Annotated in this window: 18 protein-coding genes; 8 read left to right on the top strand and 10 right to left on the bottom strand. The window is 62.7% G+C overall.

The annotated features are described in order from the left end of the window. Positions 1-546: 546 nt before the first annotated feature. A complete protein-coding gene (locus WBP53_RS04260) occupies positions 547-1,179 on the bottom strand; it encodes a YbhB/YbcL family Raf kinase inhibitor-like protein (RefSeq protein WP_423926275.1) in 633 nt (210 codons plus the stop codon). 18 nt (positions 1,180-1,197) lie between these two features. Then, entirely contained in the window at positions 1,198-3,294 is a 2,097-nt protein-coding gene (locus tag WBP53_RS04255; protein WP_423926273.1) for a tetratricopeptide repeat protein, read from the bottom strand. Positions 3,295-3,421: 127 nt separating this feature from the next. On the opposite strand from WBP53_RS04255, the gene WBP53_RS04250 reads away from it, so the two are divergent. Further along, positions 3,422-4,900: an AAA family ATPase gene (locus WBP53_RS04250; RefSeq protein ID WP_423926271.1), complete on the top strand. Its 1,479-nt coding sequence runs from the start codon at positions 3,422-3,424 to the stop codon at positions 4,898-4,900. A 29-nt stretch (positions 4,901-4,929) separates the two neighbouring features. Here the strand turns inward: WBP53_RS04250 and WBP53_RS04245 are convergent, their stop codons facing one another. From WBP53_RS04245 to WBP53_RS04230, 4 genes are all read right to left on the bottom strand, one after another. After that, entirely contained in the window at positions 4,930-5,940 is a 1,011-nt protein-coding gene (locus WBP53_RS04245) for a YheT family hydrolase (protein WP_423926269.1), read from the bottom strand. Between the two features lie 36 nt (positions 5,941-5,976). Beyond that, a complete protein-coding gene (locus tag WBP53_RS04240) occupies positions 5,977-6,783 on the bottom strand; it encodes a lysophospholipid acyltransferase family protein (protein ID WP_423926267.1) in 807 nt (268 codons plus the stop codon). A 261-nt stretch (positions 6,784-7,044) separates the two neighbouring features. Beyond that, the gene (locus WBP53_RS04235) at positions 7,045-8,007 is read right to left on the bottom strand and encodes a serine/threonine protein kinase (protein WP_423926277.1); all 963 of its coding nucleotides are present in this window, start codon (positions 8,005-8,007) and stop codon (positions 7,045-7,047) included. Positions 8,008-8,014: 7 nt separating this feature from the next. Then, the gene (locus tag WBP53_RS04230) at positions 8,015-8,455 is read right to left on the bottom strand and encodes a hotdog fold thioesterase (protein WP_423926265.1); all 441 of its coding nucleotides are present in this window, start codon (positions 8,453-8,455) and stop codon (positions 8,015-8,017) included. Between the two features lie 113 nt (positions 8,456-8,568). Between WBP53_RS04230 and WBP53_RS04225 the strand changes: the two genes are divergently transcribed. Then, positions 8,569-9,138 carry a DUF2845 domain-containing protein gene (locus WBP53_RS04225; protein ID WP_423926263.1) on the top strand — a complete coding sequence of 190 codons (570 nt, stop codon included), beginning with the start codon at positions 8,569-8,571 and terminating at the stop codon, positions 9,136-9,138. A gap of 81 nt (positions 9,139-9,219) precedes the next feature. On the opposite strand, the gene WBP53_RS04220 is transcribed toward WBP53_RS04225, so the two are convergent. The 3 genes from WBP53_RS04220 to WBP53_RS04210 all read right to left on the bottom strand — a co-directional run bounded on the left by WBP53_RS04220 (position 9,220) and on the right by WBP53_RS04210 (position 12,486). Then, positions 9,220-10,482 carry a heme biosynthesis HemY N-terminal domain-containing protein gene (locus WBP53_RS04220; RefSeq protein ID WP_423926261.1) on the bottom strand — a complete coding sequence of 421 codons (1,263 nt, stop codon included), beginning with the start codon at positions 10,480-10,482 and terminating at the stop codon, positions 9,220-9,222. After that, entirely contained in the window at positions 10,479-11,576 is a 1,098-nt protein-coding gene (locus WBP53_RS04215; protein ID WP_423926259.1) for a uroporphyrinogen-III C-methyltransferase, read from the bottom strand. The genes WBP53_RS04220 and WBP53_RS04215 overlap by 4 nt, the downstream gene beginning before the upstream one ends. 115 nt (positions 11,577-11,691) lie before the next feature. After that, the gene (locus WBP53_RS04210) at positions 11,692-12,486 is read right to left on the bottom strand and encodes a uroporphyrinogen-III synthase (protein ID WP_423926257.1); all 795 of its coding nucleotides are present in this window, start codon (positions 12,484-12,486) and stop codon (positions 11,692-11,694) included. Positions 12,487-12,596: 110 nt separating this feature from the next. On the opposite strand from WBP53_RS04210, the gene WBP53_RS04205 reads away from it, so the two are divergent. The 5 genes from WBP53_RS04205 to WBP53_RS04185 all read left to right on the top strand — a co-directional run bounded on the left by WBP53_RS04205 (position 12,597) and on the right by WBP53_RS04185 (position 15,849). Then, entirely contained in the window at positions 12,597-13,139 is a 543-nt protein-coding gene (locus WBP53_RS04205) for a YiiD C-terminal domain-containing protein (RefSeq protein WP_423926255.1), read from the top strand. 19 nt (positions 13,140-13,158) lie between these two features. Continuing rightward, positions 13,159-13,596, top strand: coding sequence for a hypothetical protein (locus WBP53_RS04200; RefSeq protein ID WP_423926253.1), 438 nt, complete (start codon positions 13,159-13,161; stop codon positions 13,594-13,596). Positions 13,597-13,767: 171 nt separating this feature from the next. Then, positions 13,768-14,220: a rhodanese-like domain-containing protein gene (locus tag WBP53_RS04195; RefSeq protein WP_423926251.1), complete on the top strand. Its 453-nt coding sequence runs from the start codon at positions 13,768-13,770 to the stop codon at positions 14,218-14,220. A gap of 112 nt (positions 14,221-14,332) precedes the next feature. Beyond that, positions 14,333-14,836, top strand: coding sequence for a protein-export chaperone SecB (gene secB, locus WBP53_RS04190; RefSeq protein ID WP_423926249.1), 504 nt, complete (start codon positions 14,333-14,335; stop codon positions 14,834-14,836). 11 nt (positions 14,837-14,847) lie between these two features. Continuing rightward, positions 14,848-15,849 carry an NAD(P)H-dependent glycerol-3-phosphate dehydrogenase gene (locus tag WBP53_RS04185; RefSeq protein ID WP_423926247.1) on the top strand — a complete coding sequence of 334 codons (1,002 nt, stop codon included), beginning with the start codon at positions 14,848-14,850 and terminating at the stop codon, positions 15,847-15,849. A gap of 140 nt (positions 15,850-15,989) precedes the next feature. On the opposite strand, the gene WBP53_RS04180 is transcribed toward WBP53_RS04185, so the two are convergent. Beyond that, positions 15,990-16,472, bottom strand: coding sequence for a tRNA (cytidine(34)-2'-O)-methyltransferase (locus tag WBP53_RS04180; RefSeq protein ID WP_423926245.1), 483 nt, complete (start codon positions 16,470-16,472; stop codon positions 15,990-15,992). A gap of 85 nt (positions 16,473-16,557) precedes the next feature. Here WBP53_RS04180 and WBP53_RS04175 point away from each other — a divergent pair, with 85 nt between their 5' ends. After that, positions 16,558-17,214, top strand: coding sequence for an STM3941 family protein (locus WBP53_RS04175; protein ID WP_423926243.1), 657 nt, complete (start codon positions 16,558-16,560; stop codon positions 17,212-17,214). Positions 17,215-17,218: the final 4 nt, after the last annotated feature.

Genomic DNA, 17,218 nt, shown 5'->3' with positions numbered 1-17,218 from the left:
GCTGTTGGCGCTGAGCGCAGCGATGCCCAACATCGGCATGTCCGGAGCGGCGAGATGGCGGGGCCGGTGCGTTCGGGTTCCGGTTCGATCAGAATTCACATGGGAAGCGGTCGAAACGCCGAAACCGGGGCGCAGGCTTCGCCAGCCTTCCTCGCGTTGCCGCTTCGCTGTTGGCGCTGAGCGCAGCGATGCCCAACATCGGCATGTCCGGAGCGGCGAGATGGCGGGGCCGGTGCGTTCGGGTTCCGGTTCGATCAGAATTCACATGGGAAGCGGTCGAAACGCCGAAACCTGGGGCTCAGGCTTCGCCAGCCTTCTTCGCGCTGCCGATTCGTTGTTGGTGCTGAGCGCAGCGATGCCCAACATTGGCATGTCCGGAGCGGCGAGATGGCGGGGCCGGTGCGTTTGGGTTCCGGTTCGATCAGAATTCACATGGGAAGCGGTCGAAACGCCGAAACCGGGGGCTCAGGCTTCGCCAGCCTTCCTCGCGTTGCCGCTTCGTTGTTGGCGCTGAGCGCAGCGATGCCCAACATCGCAATGCCAAGCTCAGCGCCGCAAAGCCGCGTTGAGCGAATAGGTTCCGACCATCTCCGCTTCACCCAGCACATGACCTTCCATGGCCCGACGCAGATCGGCAAGGTCGAAACGACCTTCCAGGCCGAGCGTCGCCACGTCGATGGCGGCAACGCGAAAGTGATAGTGATGAATGCGCTGGTCATTCCACGGCGGGCAGGGACCGTCGTAGCCGTAATAGTCGCCGGCCATGTCGGCATCGCCGGCGAACCAGCCGGTGTAGTCATTGATGCCCTGCTTCGAGCCGGCTGGACCGAACGGCGTGCGCACGCCATGCGGTACCACGCCCTCGGCGCAACTGCCGGCAACGAATTCGCGGATTTCGGCAGGAATGTCGACCATCAGCCAGTGCACGAATTCACCGCGCGGCAGGTCCGAACGCACACTGCGGCCCTCCTGGTTGACGTCGTCTCCGACCGTGGGTGCATCGACGTCGATACAGGTCAGCACAAAGGATCGCGTGCCCTCGGGCACATCACTCCAAGTCAGATGCGGATTGCGGTTATCGGCGAAAACGCAGGGTTCACCACCCGGTCCGGGCTTGCCGAAGGCAAACTCGGCCGGTATCGGCTGCATGTCATGGAAACTCTTGCTGCGGATATGCATGGTGTGCTCCGAAGGAGTTCAGGATTCCCTGGCCAGTGGTCCCGGCAAGCTGCCAAACGCATCGGCCAGCGCTTCGGAATACTTCTGCCAATGCCCTTCCTCGAAATGCGTGGGCAAGCCTGCCGCGCCCTGTTCGACGCGACGACTCAATGCGCCGGGTTGCAAGCTGTCGATGCCGAGGAAACGAGCCAGCTCGGCACCAGCGCCGGCCGGGTCGGCCAGCACCGAGTCCGCGTTGACGACCAGATGCGGCAGGCCGCCCTGTTCGGCGACCAGGCGCACATGCGCTATTGCGCGGCCCAGCCAGGCCAGGCAGCTGTCGAAATCATTCAGGCCGGCGAACGGCAGCCAGCCGAATGCCAGCCAGTTGAGCAGGGCATCGCGCGGATCATTGTCGACCACGATGACGCGGGTTCCAGGCAGCACGCTGCGAGCGAAAAGCAGGTGATGCGCATCGAAACGCGGCACCCAGTCGACCAGCGGCCGGCTGAAGTCGGCCTGGCGCTCGCGCAAGGGCGCGAAATAGCCTTCGCGCTGCTCCTCGATGAATGCCGTTGGCAACTCGCCATCGGTGATCATGGCGGCTGCGGTATCGAAGCCATCCTTGCGAACGCCTTGCACGCGGTCACGCAGGACGGTCAGTCCCGGCTGGTCGGAAAGCAGGGCGGCAATACGCTCCACGCCACTTCCGGGTGTGCCGATCAACAGGACGGGAGCATTGTCACAGGGGTTTGCCTCGGGCTTGGCAATCATCGCGGCATAATTTGCCGGCAGCGATTCAAGCTTGGGCAACATGCCGGGCAAGCCGTTTTGCGCTTCACGGAAATCCGTGACCGCGTCGGTCGTATTGCCAGCACGATCATTGAGTTGTCCGGAAAGATTCCTGCAGACGCGGGCAACATCCTTGTTGGCGCTGCCGAGGTTGATCGCATCCAGCAGTTCGCGGGCGCCGGCATTGTCTCCGCGCCGCATGCACGCGCGGACCCGGATGATACCCAGCGTGGCGTCGCCTGGCGCCAGCTTGACCGCCGCTTCGGCGACTTCCGCCGCACGATCAAATTCACCATTGCCTTCCAGCGCACTCGCAAGTTGCACGGCCGCTTCGGGATTCTGCGGATCACGCTCGCTTAGCCATTTCCAGTCGGCTGCCGCATCTGCATGGCGGCCATTGGTGCCGCTGATGCGCGCGCGGGTGGCGCGCCAGCGAAGCTGCTCGGGGAATTCGGCAATGCGCTGGTTGATCAGGCTCATGACTTCCTGCCCACGACCCAGCTTGCCCAAGCACCAGATCATTGCCTCGAAGCCGGCTTCGTGGTCCGGCCTCAATACCAATGCACGCTGGTAGGCAGCGACGGCGTCTTCCAGCTTTTCCTGGATGCGCAGCGTATCCGCCAGACCCAGTTCGGCGACAAGCTCGAATCCGCGCACGCCCTGGAGCGCACGGAAATAGGGTTCTGCTTCGGCCGAACGCTTGTCCTGGATCAGTAACTGACCCAACGCATTGTTGGCATGGGGCAGGCCCGGGCGCAGGCGCAGCGCATTGCGGAAGGCCTGCTCGCCGAACGCCAGCATGCCGCGCTTCGCGAATCCTCGGCCCAGGGCATAGGCGATCGAGGCGTCATTCGGCGCCAGATCGGATGCGCGGGCAAGATACTTGAGTGCCGTTTCGGCGTCGCCTGCGTCCAACGCAAGGGTGCCGAGTCCGCTCAGCGCCTGAGGATCCTCATCGACGCGCAGAGCAGTGCGGAAGTAGTCATTGGCGAGCTTGGGGTCACCTTGCATCATCGCGATATGGCCCAGCGCCGTATGCGCGCCGGCCAGATTCGGATCCAGGGTCAAGGCACGCTCGTAGGCACTCCGGGACGCGTCAATATTGCCGGATTCGAGCTGCACGGATCCCAGCATCAGCAGCAGCTTGGGCTGGTCGGGAGCCTGGTCGTGGGCACGCGAGATCAACTCGGCGCTTTCTGCCAGGTCGCCCCGCGTGCGGCGGATCGCGCCCAGCCCGCGCAGGGCCTCGCTGTTGGTCGGATCGGCTGCGAGGGCCTCGCGATAGCCCTTCTCGGCTTCGTCCAGGCGGCCATGACGATGGTGTTCGATGGTTTCTCTGAGCATTTTCTTCAATGGTTGTGGCGCCTATCGGGGCGCTCGTGAATCCCCCATTATGCCGCATGCCGTCATGTTAGGCTTTCGCGCCTTGCATTTTTGGCCATGTTGCATGGCCGCCGGGGACCGGAGTTCAATGAGCGGCAATCAGGATCTCACCACGCTTCTACGCGCGCGAACGCCGCTTCTGGTCATCGAATCGGCCGAGGAAGGCCGTGTAATCGAAAGCTTTCGCCATGCCATTGCCCAGTCGCTGCGACCCCTGTTCACCTGGAGCATCACCGATGGCCTTCGGCGTATCGACATGGATGACGATGGCGAACAGAACATTCCGGATGCCACCCTGACCCTCACTTCGATCAAGCAGCGCACCGAAGCCGGTGTGTTCCTGTTGCTCGATTTCCAGCCCTATCTGCGCTACCCGATGACCTTGCGCCTGCTGCGCGAGATCGTGCTGCGCCAGGCATCTGCCGAGCACACGCTGGTGCTGGTCGGTTCGAAGATCGAGCTGCCGGATGATCTGGGCGAACACGCCACACGTTTCCAGATGGCTCTGCCCGACGCCCAGGCGATGGCTGCCCTGCTGCGCGAGGAAGCGTTCAGTTATTCGCGCGAAAATAGCGGTCGACGCGTCGAAGTCGATGCCGATGCCGCGCGCACGATCGTTCGCAACCTCGCGGGCCTGACTCATGCAGACGCGCGGCGCATCGTGCGCAAGCTGATCTATGCCGATGGCGCGCTGGGACCCGCCGACCTGCCCGACCTGGCCAAGGCCAAGTTCGAGTTGCTTGATCGGGACAACCTGCTGCACTTCGAGTACGAGACGGCGCGCTTCAGCGAAGTCGCTGGACTGACCCGCCTGAAGCGCTGGATCCAGCAACGGGAACCGGCCTTTGTCGGGCGCAAGCTCAAGGTCAAGCTCGATCCACCCAAGGGCATCCTGCTACTCGGCGTGCAGGGGTGTGGCAAGAGCCTCGCCGCCAAGGCCGTCGCCGGCGGATTCGGTGTGCCGTTGCTACGCCTGGATATCGGTACCCTGTACAACAAGTATCACGGTGAGACAGAGCGCAATCTACGCGCCGCGCTCAAGAATGCCGAGATGTTGTCGCCCTGCGTGCTATGGCTGGACGAAATCGAAAAGGCCTTGTCGACTGAAGGCAGCGACGATGGCGTATCGCGCCGCGTGCTGGGCTACCTGCTGACCTGGATGGCCGAACGCAAGGGCAAGGTATTCCTGGTGGCGACCGCCAATGATGTGTCGGCATTGCCTGCCGAACTGCTGCGCAAGGGTCGCTTCGATGAAATCTTCTTTGTCGACCTTCCCGATCCCGCATCGCGCGCGGAGGTCTTGCGCATCCATCTGGCCAAGCGCGAGATCGATGCCAGCGACATCGAACTGGATGTCGTCGTCGGTGCAAGCGACGGATTCTCGGGAGCCGAGATCGAGCAACTTGTCGTTGCCGCGATGTACTCGGCGGCGGCAGATGATTCCGCACTCGCTACCCGTCATCTGATTGAGGAAGCAAGCCTGACCCGACCCCTGTCGGTGATGATGGCGGATCGAGTTTCCGCCTTGCGCGAATGGGCTCGCGAGCGGACCGTTCCCGCAGACTGAAGCAGGCATCGAATGCCAGCCGGCCATCTTCAGCCGGCAGTCGGTACGGCCAGGTTGCGGTGCATGCGATCGGCGATGTAATCCTCGGTCCAGCTGCTCAACGAAAGATCGTTAATGAATCCGCAGTGGCCTCCGCCGGGTGCGATCTCCAGCTCCACGCAAGCGGGAAGTTCGAGCTTGCGGAAATCGGCGACCGGGATGATCGGATCATCCTCGGAAGTCAGCACGCTGGTCGAAACACGCATTGTCGACAGCCGGTCACCGGCAATGGAATAGCCGTCGAAGTAGTCCTCGACCGTGGCGAAGCCGGTATGGCGAAGTACCAGTGACCGGGTCATTTCACGCAAGTTGCCACGCAAGTCGCCGTCGTCGAACAGTTTTTCGCCAGGGAAGGCGCGCTGCTTGATGTCCAGCGAACGCTTCCACTTGCGCATGAAGTAGGCTTCGTAAAACCATGGCGCCTGCTCGATGGCATCCATGGCATCGCGTGGGCTGATGGCAGGGCAAACAGCCAGCGCATAGGCCAGTGGAATGCCCGCATCAGGCGCGCGCAAGGCCACGCGCAAGGCAAAGTTTCCGCCCAGCGAGAAGCCGGCGATTGCCAGCGGCAGTTGCGGAAACATGCGCGAGACAGCACCCACGGCACCCACGACCTCGTCGAGCCGGCAGGAATGGAACAGCTCGCGATTGAGATGATGGGTATCGCCGTGATCGCGAAAATTCAGGCGAAAGACGTCGTAGCCTTCCGCCAGCAGGCGGGAACCGGTGTGCAGCACGTAGCTTGATTGCACACTGCCCTCCCAGCCATGCAGCAGCACCACCATTCCGCGCGGCTTCTGCAGTGCAGTCTGGGCGGTGTGCAGGCCCTGCAGGCGCACGCCGTCGCCGCATTCGAGCAGGTGTTCGCTGGCATTGCTCTCCAGCACCGAAAGGCGGCGTCGGTTCAGCAACCGCCGCACGCCGCTGGAGGCCAGCAAGGATTGCACGTGCGGATTACGCAACAGGCGCGGTGGGCGATAGTCGGCTGCGTTCATGAGCATGGTGTCGATGTGGGGGACATGGCCGGATCAGGAAGATCAGCGCTCGCCGTAACCGAGTGCATTGACGATGCGGGCCCGACTTTCCTCGGCCATGCGCCGGCGCGCTTCGGGCGTCGCGTCGACGGGCTCGAGGAAGTGCACCTCGGCATCCATCGATCGATTGCCAAGCAGGCGCAGGAAATTGGCGGCGAAACTCTCGCCAGGTCCGAAAGGCACGCACGGATCCTGCTTGCCATCCAGTCCGTAGCGCAGGGCCACCGGTTGCACGGGAGCCTCGGCATCCAGAGCGGCCTGAAAGATGCGCGCGTGGAAGGTGCGCACCTGCTTGCCACTTCCGGTACCCCCTTCGGGGAAAATGCCCACCGGCCCACCGCTGCGAAGACGGGTGACCACGCGTCCCATCACGGTCGCCATGGAATCGGTGCTGCCACGCTGATGGTAGATCGTACCGGCACGCGTCGCCAGCCAGCCGACCAGCGGCCAGCGTGCGATTTCGCTTTTGGCGACAAAATTGATGGCGCGCTGGCTGTGCATCAGCTCGATATCCAGCCACGAGACATGGTTGGCGACATACATGACTGCGCCAGGCAGGGGTGTGCCGAACGAGCGGATACGGAATCCGAACAGGCGCACCAGGGTGCCGGACCACCAACTGATCATGAACTGGTCGAATCGCAGGTTGCCGACCGGAATCTTCGCCAGCAAGGGATTCAACGCAATCACGGCCAGAGGCAGCGCGAATATGACGTGAAGCGTGAGCAATGGCCCGCGCACGAGGTAGCGCAAGGGACGCATGGCATCCCTGAGTGGTGACTCGTCGGTTCTGTCAGCAGCGGAACTCATCGGGGTGCCATCGTACCGGAAGCGACAAGGATACTCGCTGAAATCGGTTGACCGAATGCTCTAAAGGAGAAGATCGGATGTTTGCGGCGCTGCAATGGCACTGCCGATATCCTGACGGCGCCCGCCGGAATCCCTGTCTCACCAGCGGAAAACGCGACGCTGACGCAGCGCTATCGGTTCACCAGGGCAGCAACGCGGTGACTTCGTCGTTGCTTGCGCACCAACAGGAGCTGCATTGGGCGCGCGACACTCATGGTGCCGTCAATAGCGCGCGTTTCCGCCCATCTGATCGATGGCTTCGCCGAGATCGTTGCAATGCTCCTCCCACCAGCGCGCCTCGCCGACATGGGCGAATGCCATGGGAAAGGCGGAATCATGCCAGCGCATTGCGACCCATCCGGCCCAGTGCACCTGGCGCATGATGCGCAGAGGATCGATCAGTGCGAGCTCGGTGGAGTCGAATTCCCGGAATTCGGCATAGCCTTCGAGCAGGATGTCCAGCGATGTCGGCGAGGGCGCGAGCATCCACAGATCCTGTACGGCGGGTCCCATGCGGGCATCATCCAGATCAACGAAATGCGGGCCGGCATCAGTCCACAGTACGTTGCCGCGATGGCAATCGCCATGCAGGCGGATCTGTCGGACCGGGCCGACCGCTTCGAAACGTTCCTCGAGCAAGTCACCGAGTTCCAGGGTCAGTTCGCGGTAGCGTTGGTGCAAGGTCGCGGGTAGCAGCTCCGAATCGAGTACCGCATCCGCAGGTTCGTGCACGAAGGTATCCAGGTCGATGTGCCCGCGTTCGCCGAACGCGCCTCGTGAGCCGACGCCGTGGATGCGCGCAAGCAGGCGTCCCATCCACTCCAGGTTGTCGCGTGATTCCAGCTCGGGCGAGCGGCCGCCCTGGCGCGGGTAGAGACTGAAACGGAACTCCTCGAACTCGAGCAGGGTTCGCCCATCGATGACGAGTGGTGCAACGACGGGCAATTCTGCGGCAAAGAGCTCCAGCGCAAACTGATGCTCCTCGTCGATAGCCGCGTCGCTCCATCGCCCTGGTCGATAGAACTTGACGATGAGCGGTGTCGTGTCCTCGATGCCAACCTGATAGACGCGATTCTCGTAACTGCCCATCGCGAGCATGCGTCCATCGGGTTCGTAGCCGGCATCAGCCACCGCGTCGAGGATCAGGTCGGGGCTGAGGTTGGCATACGGGGCTTCGCTGTCGATCACCGGTTCAAACCGCCTTGGGCGTGCGGCGTGGCACTACGGCCATGGTCAGCCGAGACATGCAGATCAGGTTCTGCTCCTCGTCTTCGATACGGATTTCCCAGACCTGGGTCGAACGACCAAGATGCAGCGGACGCGCAGTGCCGACCACCAGTCCGGAGGTCGCCGCCCTCACATGATTGGCATTGATATCGAGACCGACGGCCATTTCCTTGCCGGCCTCGAGGACCAGATTGGCACCCAGGCTGCCCAGTGATTCGGCCAATGCCACCGAGGCACCGCCATGCAGCAGCCCGAATGGCTGTATGGTTCGACTATCGACCGGCATGGTGCCGCGAACGAAATCCTCGCCAACTTCGGTAACCCGCATGCCCAGATACTCGACCAGGGTGTTGCTGTTCCAGGCGTTGATGCGATCGAGATCGATCGACTGCTTCCATATCGTCACGAGAAATCTCCAACGGATGCGGTGCGCGACTATACCAAGCCGGAGCTGCGACGATTCAGCGATGCCGCACGTCACCTACGGCGCTGTCCCATGACCCTGGCGGAGTTCTTGAGATGATCCGATTCTGCACACTGATTGCCTTGTCGCTGATGCTGGCAAGTCCTGCCGCGTTTGCACTGCGCTGCGGGAATCGTGTCGTCACCGAGGGTGACCGCGATTTCCAGGTGCTTGAACGCTGTGGTGATCCGTACTGGTCGGAAGCCTGGATTGGCGTCGATGTCGTGGGGCGCGACTCTCCGCTGGAAAGCCAGCGTGAGGTGGAGTGGAACGTCTGGTATTACAACTTCGGGCCGCGCGCGCTGATCCAGCGACTGGTCTTTCTGGACGGCAACCTGCAGCGAAGCGAGACGCTGGGCTACGGCGTACGCGAGATCGGCGACAGTTGCCGTGCAAACATGAATTTCACCGGCATGAGCAGTGGTGAGCTGGTCGCCAAATGTGGCCAGCCTGCCCATCGCCGGGCAGCAAGCGACGGTCTCGTCTATCGCCCCGCTCCGGGGCTCGAAAACTGGCGCCAGCAGCGTCGCGAAGAATGGACCTATGACTTTGGCCGCAGCCAGCTGTTGCGAGTCATGCGCCTGGTCAATGGCCAGGTCGAATCCGTGCAGACCCTGCCGCGCTGACGGACTGAGAAGTCGAAATCACGAGGATTTGCAGGGCGGAGCCTGGACTTCCGCGTCCGGCAGCGATTCGAAACCTGATTCTCAGGAACCGGCTTGCGGCAGTCTTGGCATGCCGTGGGCATCGCGCTCTTCGAAAATCAACGCCCGGGTATCCACGCCCGAAGGAACCTGTCCGCTCAATGCCAGCGCAGCTTCGCCACGCATGTTGAGTAGCGCGTTGCGGTAGCAGCGGTTGGCCATGCTTTCGTTGCCTGCTCCCGCATGACAATCGCCGAGGGTCTCCCAGGCGATCGGAGAAGCATTGATCTCGACTGCTCGCTCGAGATACTGGATGCCCTTGCCCCACAGTTTCTGGTCACGACAGAGCCGACCCAGAGTGGTCAACAGCCAGGTGCTGTTTGGTGCGATCTGCAACCAGGATTCTGCATGCCGGGTCCGCGTCGTCATTTCGGCCGGACCCAGATCGCTGTAGCAAAGCGCCAGTTCATCATTCCACTCGCGCCGCTGGGCAGACTCGATTTCGTCCATGGCGGCAAGGGTTTGCCCGAAACTTGCAGCCCGACGCGCAAATGCGGCGATGACCGCAGGCTGCTTTCGACGATTGCGGCCAATCCCGTTCCAGAGGCTGTTCAGGCGAGCCTGCGACGGGGCCGTAGCCAGCGCGGCCATCATCACGCGACTTTCCAGCGCCAGGAATGCATCGGAAGCCAGCGACTGAGACTTCTCCAGTGCCGGCAATGCATCCAGTGCCTGCTGTGCATCCCCTTCCGACAATGATGCTTCGATGTACATCTGCCAGCCGACTGGCGGCAGCGATCCCTTCGTCGCTCGCGGCTGGAGCAGGGCAAGTGCATCGGCATGGCGACCGCGCTCGATCAGAAACTTGGCGCGCTGGGCAAGCGCCGCTGATTCCAGGTCCAGTGCGGCTTCATCCAGGGCTTTTGAGGCTCGCTCGTCTTCGCCACGCGCATGTGCAGCCCGCGCCATGGCCAGCAGGGCCGGACCACGCAAGGCCGGCTGCTTCACTGCCTTGGCCAGGTGGCGTTCGGCCTGCTGGTAGCGACCTTCGGCGAAGGCAGCCAGGCCGTTGGCCAGGTTCTCCCGGGCGCGTCGCTTGCTGGCGCGTATCCAGGCGTGCAGCGGCCAGCGCAGCAGGCGCCAGGCCAGGCTCAGCAGTCCCCAAAGCACCAGAAGCGCAACTGCCGCAAATACGAGCGTGGTTTCGATCGAGGTGCCGCGCAAGCGGACCAGCACGTAACCGGGATCTTCGACCACCCACTGCCAACCGAACGCGGCGGCGGCGGCAATCAGCAGGAGCAGGAAGATTCCGACCCAGACTCTCACTGAAGCTCTCCATCCCGCGGTGTCGGTGCCAGCATTGGCTGGGACAGGGCGCGCGTGGTGCGCAGGTTGCGCAGTTCATTCAGTGCCGTGCCGAGTTCGGGCAGGGCAGGCGCCAACGGTAGCGTGGCAATCTGGTCGAGCCTGGCCAGCGCGTCGCTGACGCCGGGCGCATCGGAATCCAGTGCGGCCAGCATGCCGCTTCGCGCACGTGCGAGCGCTGCATCGAAGCCTTCCTGGTCGCGTGCAAAGAGGTAGGTCTCGGCAGCGCGCAAATCCACCGCGATCAGGGTGCGCAGCAGTGTCTCGTTGCGCAAATCGAAAGCGGGTCCGGCGTCGTCGTGGCTGACGCGCACGAACTGGGCCAGAATTTCGCGCCACCGCGATCGCTCGGGCGCGGCCGCGGTCGGTGTGACTTTGGGAGTGGTCTTGAGTGGCAACGTGGCGATGCTCGCGCGCAGGCCGGCCAGTGCGTCCAGGGTGGAGCGCGTCTGCATGGGTTGAGCGGCTTCCAGCGCCTGCATTTCCGCGCTGATGGTCTGGCGAACTGCCCCGAACAACGGATCCTCCGCGGCGGCCAGGGCACTGTCGGCAAGTCGGTAAGCTGCCACGGCGCCGCTGGCGTCACGGAACAGGGCAAGGCGTTCGCCGGCCAACTGAAGAATGAACTCGGCCTCGTTGAGGGCCATCGCATCGCGATTGCTGAGGCGCTGCTCGGCCAGATTGGCCACGGCATCCTCAAGAGCGCGCGAACGCTCATTGAAAGCGAGCACTTCTTCACGAATGCCGCGATTCATCGATTCGGCATCCGTCGAACGCGCGCGCAACGCATCCAGATCACGTCGCAAATCGTCGTTGGCCTTGGCGAGGGCGGCGATCTGCCCGGTCAGACGGTCTTCACGGATCGAATCCTGCTCGCGGGTTTGACGATCCCATGCCCACCAGCCCAATGCGCCAAGAGCCAGCAGCACGATGAGCAGGACGATGAGCAGGACGATGGCGCCCCCACCTCGGCGTTTGCGCGGAGGCGCGTTTGCGCCACTTTCCCTGGCCGGTTGGTCGGGAGCAGGCAGATTCGCAGCAGATTCGGTTTCCATGGGCGTCCATGCTAGCCGAAGACGCCCGCCCGCGGCAGCGATTTTTTGCGCAACGCAACAATGAGATGCGCGCGGAAAGGCGTCGTTCGGGTCATGCGACTCGACCAGCTTTGGCTTAAAGTCGGTGGCGGCCGAGCACCGAACAGGCAGAGCTCAACAAGTCGCGAGGCAGGGCAGATCCTGCTTCGTGCACATCGGTGAATCCGCGCTCCCTCGCCTGCTCCATCAGCCTTCCGCTACTTACCACCAGCGCCTCCTTGCGCCAGCGAACCGACAGATCAGCCGGAAGGGCATCAAGCAGGTTCGACAGTGCCAGGCTGCTGGAAAGCAAGGTGATCCATGGACGCTCGGCGCTGCGCAATGCGTTCAGGTAGCGCGAGCTGAGGTTTGGCGGCACGCGGCGGTAAACCGCAATGCGCTCGATCCTTGCACCGCGGTTACTCAGGGTATGGTCCAGCAGGTCCCGACCACCCGGCGCTTCGACAAGCACGATGTGTCGACCGTCAACATGCGCCAATGCAGGCTCGTCCAGCAAACCCTGGCTGTTGTGCAGGTGAGCCGGTGCAATTGACTCGATGCCATTGCGAGCGAGTGCACGAGCTGTGCCGGCACCGACCGCGCACATGCGGACATTCTTCGGAATGCCTTCCAGACCCAGCAGCGAAAGGCCGAACAATACGGCTGTCGGGCTCGTGAAGATCCAGGTGTCAGCCTTGCGTGCCTGGTCAAGCCGGGCTTGCGCAACCGCAGGTTCGTCGATCGCGCACAAGCGCATGCCGGGCAGCCGGACTACATGGGCACCGCGCACGCGGGCGCCGCGTACCAGTGCGGCAGCAGTTGCGGCGGGACGCGTGACGATGACGCTGGCGCCTGCCAGCGCGAGCGCATTGCGGGTGCTGCGGTCGGTCATGAGGTTTCACGCCTGGCGAGACTTTCGATCATACCCAAACTCCCTCTTTGCTTGAACGAAACCGCTGCAGTCGCGCACACTCGCCGCCCGTTCTGCCGTTTGAGTCGTGCATGACCCTGATTGACACTGACGCCACGCAGGCGCAGCGCTGCCGCGACACCTTGCGCCTTGCCCTGCAGAAGCAAGTCAGAATCGATATTCCGATCACCGACGCGATGCAAGTCGATATCGCCGCCTGGGACGGTGATTCGCTGCGCATGACTGCACCCCTGATCCCGAACCTGAACGACAAGGGTTGCGCATTCGGTGGCAGTCTCGCCAGCGTCATGACCCTGGCCTGCTGGTGCCTGGTCAGGCTGGCCATGGAACAGCGCGGGCTGTCCTGCGACATCTATGTACAGGACAGCTCGGTGCGCTACCTGGCCCCGGTATGGGAGGATTTTTCCGCCGAGGCGCGGCTGGCATACAGCAACACCTTTGACGAGTTCTTCAGTACGCTGGATTCGCGCGGGAAGGCACGCCTGTCCGCGCATTGCGAAGTGCGGCTTGCCGACGGCAGTATTGCCAGCAGCCTGAACGCACGTTTCGTGGCGCTCAGGCGAAGCGCTACTGTCGACCCGACCGATGGGGCACAATCGGAAACCACCGGCTGACAGTCGAGGAGATGACGGCATGAATCCGAAGAATTGGTTTGCGCATTCCCTGGCGATCAGCCTGATCGCCCTGGCATTGCTCGCGGCCGCGTTCCCGGTGTTGGCGAAATCACGCGACAAGCAACTCACCGAGACGTTGCGAACCTATGCGGCGACGATTCGCTGGGGGTCCATCGAGCAGGCGGAGAGCTTTGTTTCGCCCGAATACCGCGCTGCGCATCCGCTCACCTCGCTGGAGTTGCAGCGCTTCAAGCACGTTCGTATCACCCAGTACACCGATACGGCTCCGGTTCCGGTGAATGACGACGAGGTCCGTCAAACCGTCGAAATCGGCCTGGTCAACGTAAATACGCAGGAAGCACGCACGATTGTTGATCGGCAGATCTGGATATACGACAAGGAGAACAAGGTCTGGCTGCTCAATTCCGGTTTGCCGGACATCACCCGGCGAGACTGATCGGGTTGGGTCGCCCGCAGCGGCGCAAGCGCTGACCTGCCACGATCCGGCCGACTTCGCGGCCATGCAATGGCGGCCCGATTTGCCAGCCAGCCCCTTGCTCGCGGACAATCGGCGCCCATTTACCCACGGCGCGGCTCCTCGCGCGCCGCACCAGGCCAGCCAACGACCGTGTCCGAAATCCTCAATCGTCTTCCCGAATTCATCGGCAACCACCCCTTTCTCTCGCTCGGCTTTATTGGCGTGCTTGCTGCGCTCATTGCCAGCGAAGTGGCGCGGGTCACCCGTGGCTACAAGGCACTGACTCCCGGTGGCCTGACCCAGTTGATCAATAGAAACAACGCCTTGCTGATCGATGTATCAAGCATTCAGGACTACGAGCAAGGCCATGTAGCGGGCGCCAGGCATGTCGCCATGAGCCAGTTCGACCCCGAAAACAAGGATCTGGCCAAGGCTCGCGAACTGCCCGTGGCGATCTATTGCAAGAACGGCCAAACCTCGGCAACCGCCGCCAAGCGCCTGAAAAAGGCCGGCTTTACCGACGTCTACACACTGGACGGCGGGCTGCGCTCGTGGACCGAGGCACAATTGCCGCTGGCCAAGGGTCGAAACAACAGCAAATAGCCCAATGTCACAGTATCCGGCCTGCGTACGCAGTGATCTGGCGTGCGCCACCCCCATCGGCATGGGATAATCCGGGCCCTTTTTCCCCACGTTTTTCTGGAGCAATCGCAACATGGCAGAGAATTCACCCGCAAACGGCGCGGCCAACCCCGCCGCCGACCCGAACCAGCCGCAGCTCAACCTGCAGAAGATCTACACCAAGGACATTTCCTTTGAAGTGCCGGATGCACCCAAGGTATTCCAGCTTCAGGGCCAGCCTGGCGTCGAGCTGAACCTGAGCCAGCGCGTCAACACCCTCAGTGAGACGGTGTTCGAAGTGGTGCTCAGTGTCACCGTAACCTGCAAGATCGAAGAAAAGACTGCCTATCTGGCCGAGGTTCATCAGGCCGGTATCTTTGGCGTGGCCGGTTTCGACCAGGCGTCACAGGAAAACGTGCTGGCGACCTATTGCCCGAACGTGCTGTTCCCCTATGTGCGCCAGATTGTCTCCGACCTGGTCCAGGGCGGCGGCTTTCCACCCCTGTATCTGCAGCCGATCAATTTTGACGCGATCTACGCCGAGCAAATGCGTCGTCGCAGCGAAACGCCGGCCGAAAGTCCGACGCTCAACTCCTGAGCCAACGATCGATGAACACGCCGGTTGCAGTTCTGGGCGCCGGATCGTGGGGCACGGCCCTGGCCGTGCTGCTTGCGCGCAATGGCGTCCCCACCACGCTGTGGGGGCGTTCGCCGCAAGGCGTGGTCGACATGGCCACGGCTCGCGCGAACACGCGTTATCTCCCCGAGATGAGGTTTCCGGATGCCCTGGGCATCAGCGGCGTACTCGAAACCTGCGTGCGCGATGCGTCGGTCATTCTGATCGCCGTACCCAGCCATGCCTTCCGCGAGCTGGTCGACGAGATCGCACCGTGGGTAGCGGCCGACGCCGGAATCACGTGGGCGACCAAGGGTTTCGATCCGGGTTCGGGACGTTTCCTTCATGAGCTGGTCGAAGAGCGCCTGCCCAATCACCCGGCGGCCGTGATCACCGGCCCGTCGTTCGCCAAGGAAGTCGCTCAGGGTCTGCCCACAGCGCTGACCGTGCAGTCCAACGATGCCGGATTCGCGCAACGCATTGCGCGCTTGCTGCACGCGCCGACGTTCCGCGCGTATACCGGCACCGACATCCTCGGTGCCGAGCTCGGTGGCGCGATGAAGAACGTGCTCGCCGTCGCAACCGGCGTTGCCGATGGCATGAATCTGGGACTGAATGCTCGCGCTGCACTGATCACGCGTGGAATGAATGAAATCCTGCGCCTGGGTACCGCGTTGGGGGCCAAGCCCGAGACACTGATGGGTCTGGCAGGGCTCGGTGACCTGGTCCTGACCTGCACCGGCGACCTGTCCCGGAACCGCCGTCTCGGCCTTGCCCTCGGTCAGGGTGTTTCACTGTCCAAGGCGGTCGCCGACATTGGCCAGGTCGTCGAGAGCATCGTCACCGTCGACGAGGTCGTGCGCCTGGCACAACGGGTTGGCATCGAGCTGCCGATCGCCGAACACGTGCAGCATGTACTGCATGAAGACATGACCCCCGAGGAGGGCCTTCGCGCCCTGCTTGCACGCGAGCAGAAGCCGGAATATCCCGAGTAGATTTCGCGGCAACAACCAAGCGGCAACGCGGATGCGGTGATCGAAGCCCGCGCCATTGCTTTCACGCTGTTGCAGGGGCGGGTCTCAGACCCGCCCCTACGCAAGCGCGAACGATTCCTGTCGATCGCATGTCTCGCGCCTCAGTTTCCACCCTCGAACCCGATCTGCCGCCAGGCCTCATAAGCCACCACCGCGACTGCATTGGACAGGTTGAGGCTGCGATTCTGCGGGCGCATCGGCAAGCGTAGGCGTTGCCCGGCGGGCACCGATTCGATCAGCGCCTGCGGCAAACCACTGGTCTCGGATCCGAACACCACGGCATCATCCTCTGCGTAGCACACGCTGTCGTAGCGGGCCGTGCCACGCGTCGAAACCACGAATATCCGTCGCGGATTCACCGATGCCGAAAACGCGGCGAGATCGGCATGCACGGTCAGGCGCGCATATTCGTGGTAGTCGAGGCCGGCCCGCATCAAGCGCGCATCATCAAGCTCGAAACCCAGCGGCCCGATCAAATGAAGATGCGCACCGGTGTTCGCACAGAGACGGATCACGTTGCCGGTATTCGGGGGTATTTCAGGGCGATGCAGGACGATATTCAGCATGGCGGCATTGTGCGGCATGTCGCCATGCCGCGGCAGTCACTGCCCGCAGGTCAAGCACAACGATTAAGATGGTCGGAGCGCCCAGCCTGGCGCCCGGGCAGACATGCTGCAGCTCTCCTGTGCGGGAGCCCGAGGAGAAAACACGCCTGACAACCCAGCCAATCGCCTGACAGCCGGGTCAATCGACGCAGTCCGCTGGCTTGATCGTGATCGTGGGGAGCCGCCAATCGCCAATCTGTTTGATAACCTGCAGACCGTCGAGAATCCCGGCCAGAAACATTCCATGACGAAGGCAGTCAAGACACTACGTCCGCAAACATCCACTACCAGCAAGCTCAAGGCGGGTCTGCTGCTGCTGGTCTCGCTCATGTTCGTGGCCTGTGGCATCTGGATGTTCGCAGACAAGGCCTTGACGGGACTCTTCATCATCGCCTTCTTTGGTCTTTGCGCGCTGGTCTTCGTCATCCAGCTGATACCGGGCAGTTCGTGGTTGCGCCTTGATGATGAGGGCTTCACCTATTGCGCACTCTTCAGGAAACGGCATGTACGATGGTGCGACGTCGAGGCGCTCACGGTCACCCACATTGGCGCAATCCAGCGGATCGGCTGGAACTACGCAGTCGGTTGCAAGGACAACGCGCTTGGTCGCGATTTGAATCGTGCGCTGGCCGGGGTCGATGCGGCACTGCCAGACAACTACGGCAAAAGTGCGAGCGTCCTCGCAGAACTCATGGGCTCATACCTCTGTGAATCCAGATGACCAG

Source organism: Dokdonella sp. (assembly GCF_049593775.1).
In the GTDB taxonomy this organism is placed as follows: Bacteria; Pseudomonadota; Gammaproteobacteria; order Xanthomonadales; family Rhodanobacteraceae; genus Dokdonella.
Note: the sequence above shows the minus strand (reverse complement) of the source record. Positions and strands in the feature narration are given on the sequence as shown.

Coding starts and splice junctions, on each gene's coding strand:
- WBP53_RS04200 (WP_423926253.1), top strand. CDS start 13,159: ATGAATCCGAAGAATTGGTTTGCGCATTCCCTGGCGATCAGCCTGATC.
- WBP53_RS04240 (WP_423926267.1), bottom strand. CDS start 6,783: ATGAGTTCCGCTGCTGACAGAACCGACGAGTCACCACTCAGGGATGCC.
- WBP53_RS04250 (WP_423926271.1), top strand. CDS start 3,422: ATGAGCGGCAATCAGGATCTCACCACGCTTCTACGCGCGCGAACGCCG.
- WBP53_RS04225 (WP_423926263.1), top strand. CDS start 8,569: ATGATCCGATTCTGCACACTGATTGCCTTGTCGCTGATGCTGGCAAGT.
- WBP53_RS04245 (WP_423926269.1), bottom strand. CDS start 5,940: ATGCTCATGAACGCAGCCGACTATCGCCCACCGCGCCTGTTGCGTAAT.
- WBP53_RS04180 (WP_423926245.1), bottom strand. CDS start 16,472: ATGCCGCACAATGCCGCCATGCTGAATATCGTCCTGCATCGCCCTGAA.
- WBP53_RS04205 (WP_423926255.1), top strand. CDS start 12,597: ATGACCCTGATTGACACTGACGCCACGCAGGCGCAGCGCTGCCGCGAC.
- WBP53_RS04210 (WP_423926257.1), bottom strand. CDS start 12,486: ATGACCGACCGCAGCACCCGCAATGCGCTCGCGCTGGCAGGCGCCAGC.
- WBP53_RS04260 (WP_423926275.1), bottom strand. CDS start 1,179: ATGCATATCCGCAGCAAGAGTTTCCATGACATGCAGCCGATACCGGCC.
- WBP53_RS04255 (WP_423926273.1), bottom strand. CDS start 3,294: ATGCTCAGAGAAACCATCGAACACCATCGTCATGGCCGCCTGGACGAA.
- WBP53_RS04175 (WP_423926243.1), top strand. CDS start 16,558: ATGCTGCAGCTCTCCTGTGCGGGAGCCCGAGGAGAAAACACGCCTGAC.
- WBP53_RS04215 (WP_423926259.1), bottom strand. CDS start 11,576: ATGGAAACCGAATCTGCTGCGAATCTGCCTGCTCCCGACCAACCGGCC.
- WBP53_RS04185 (WP_423926247.1), top strand. CDS start 14,848: ATGAACACGCCGGTTGCAGTTCTGGGCGCCGGATCGTGGGGCACGGCC.
- secB (WP_423926249.1), top strand. CDS start 14,333: ATGGCAGAGAATTCACCCGCAAACGGCGCGGCCAACCCCGCCGCCGAC.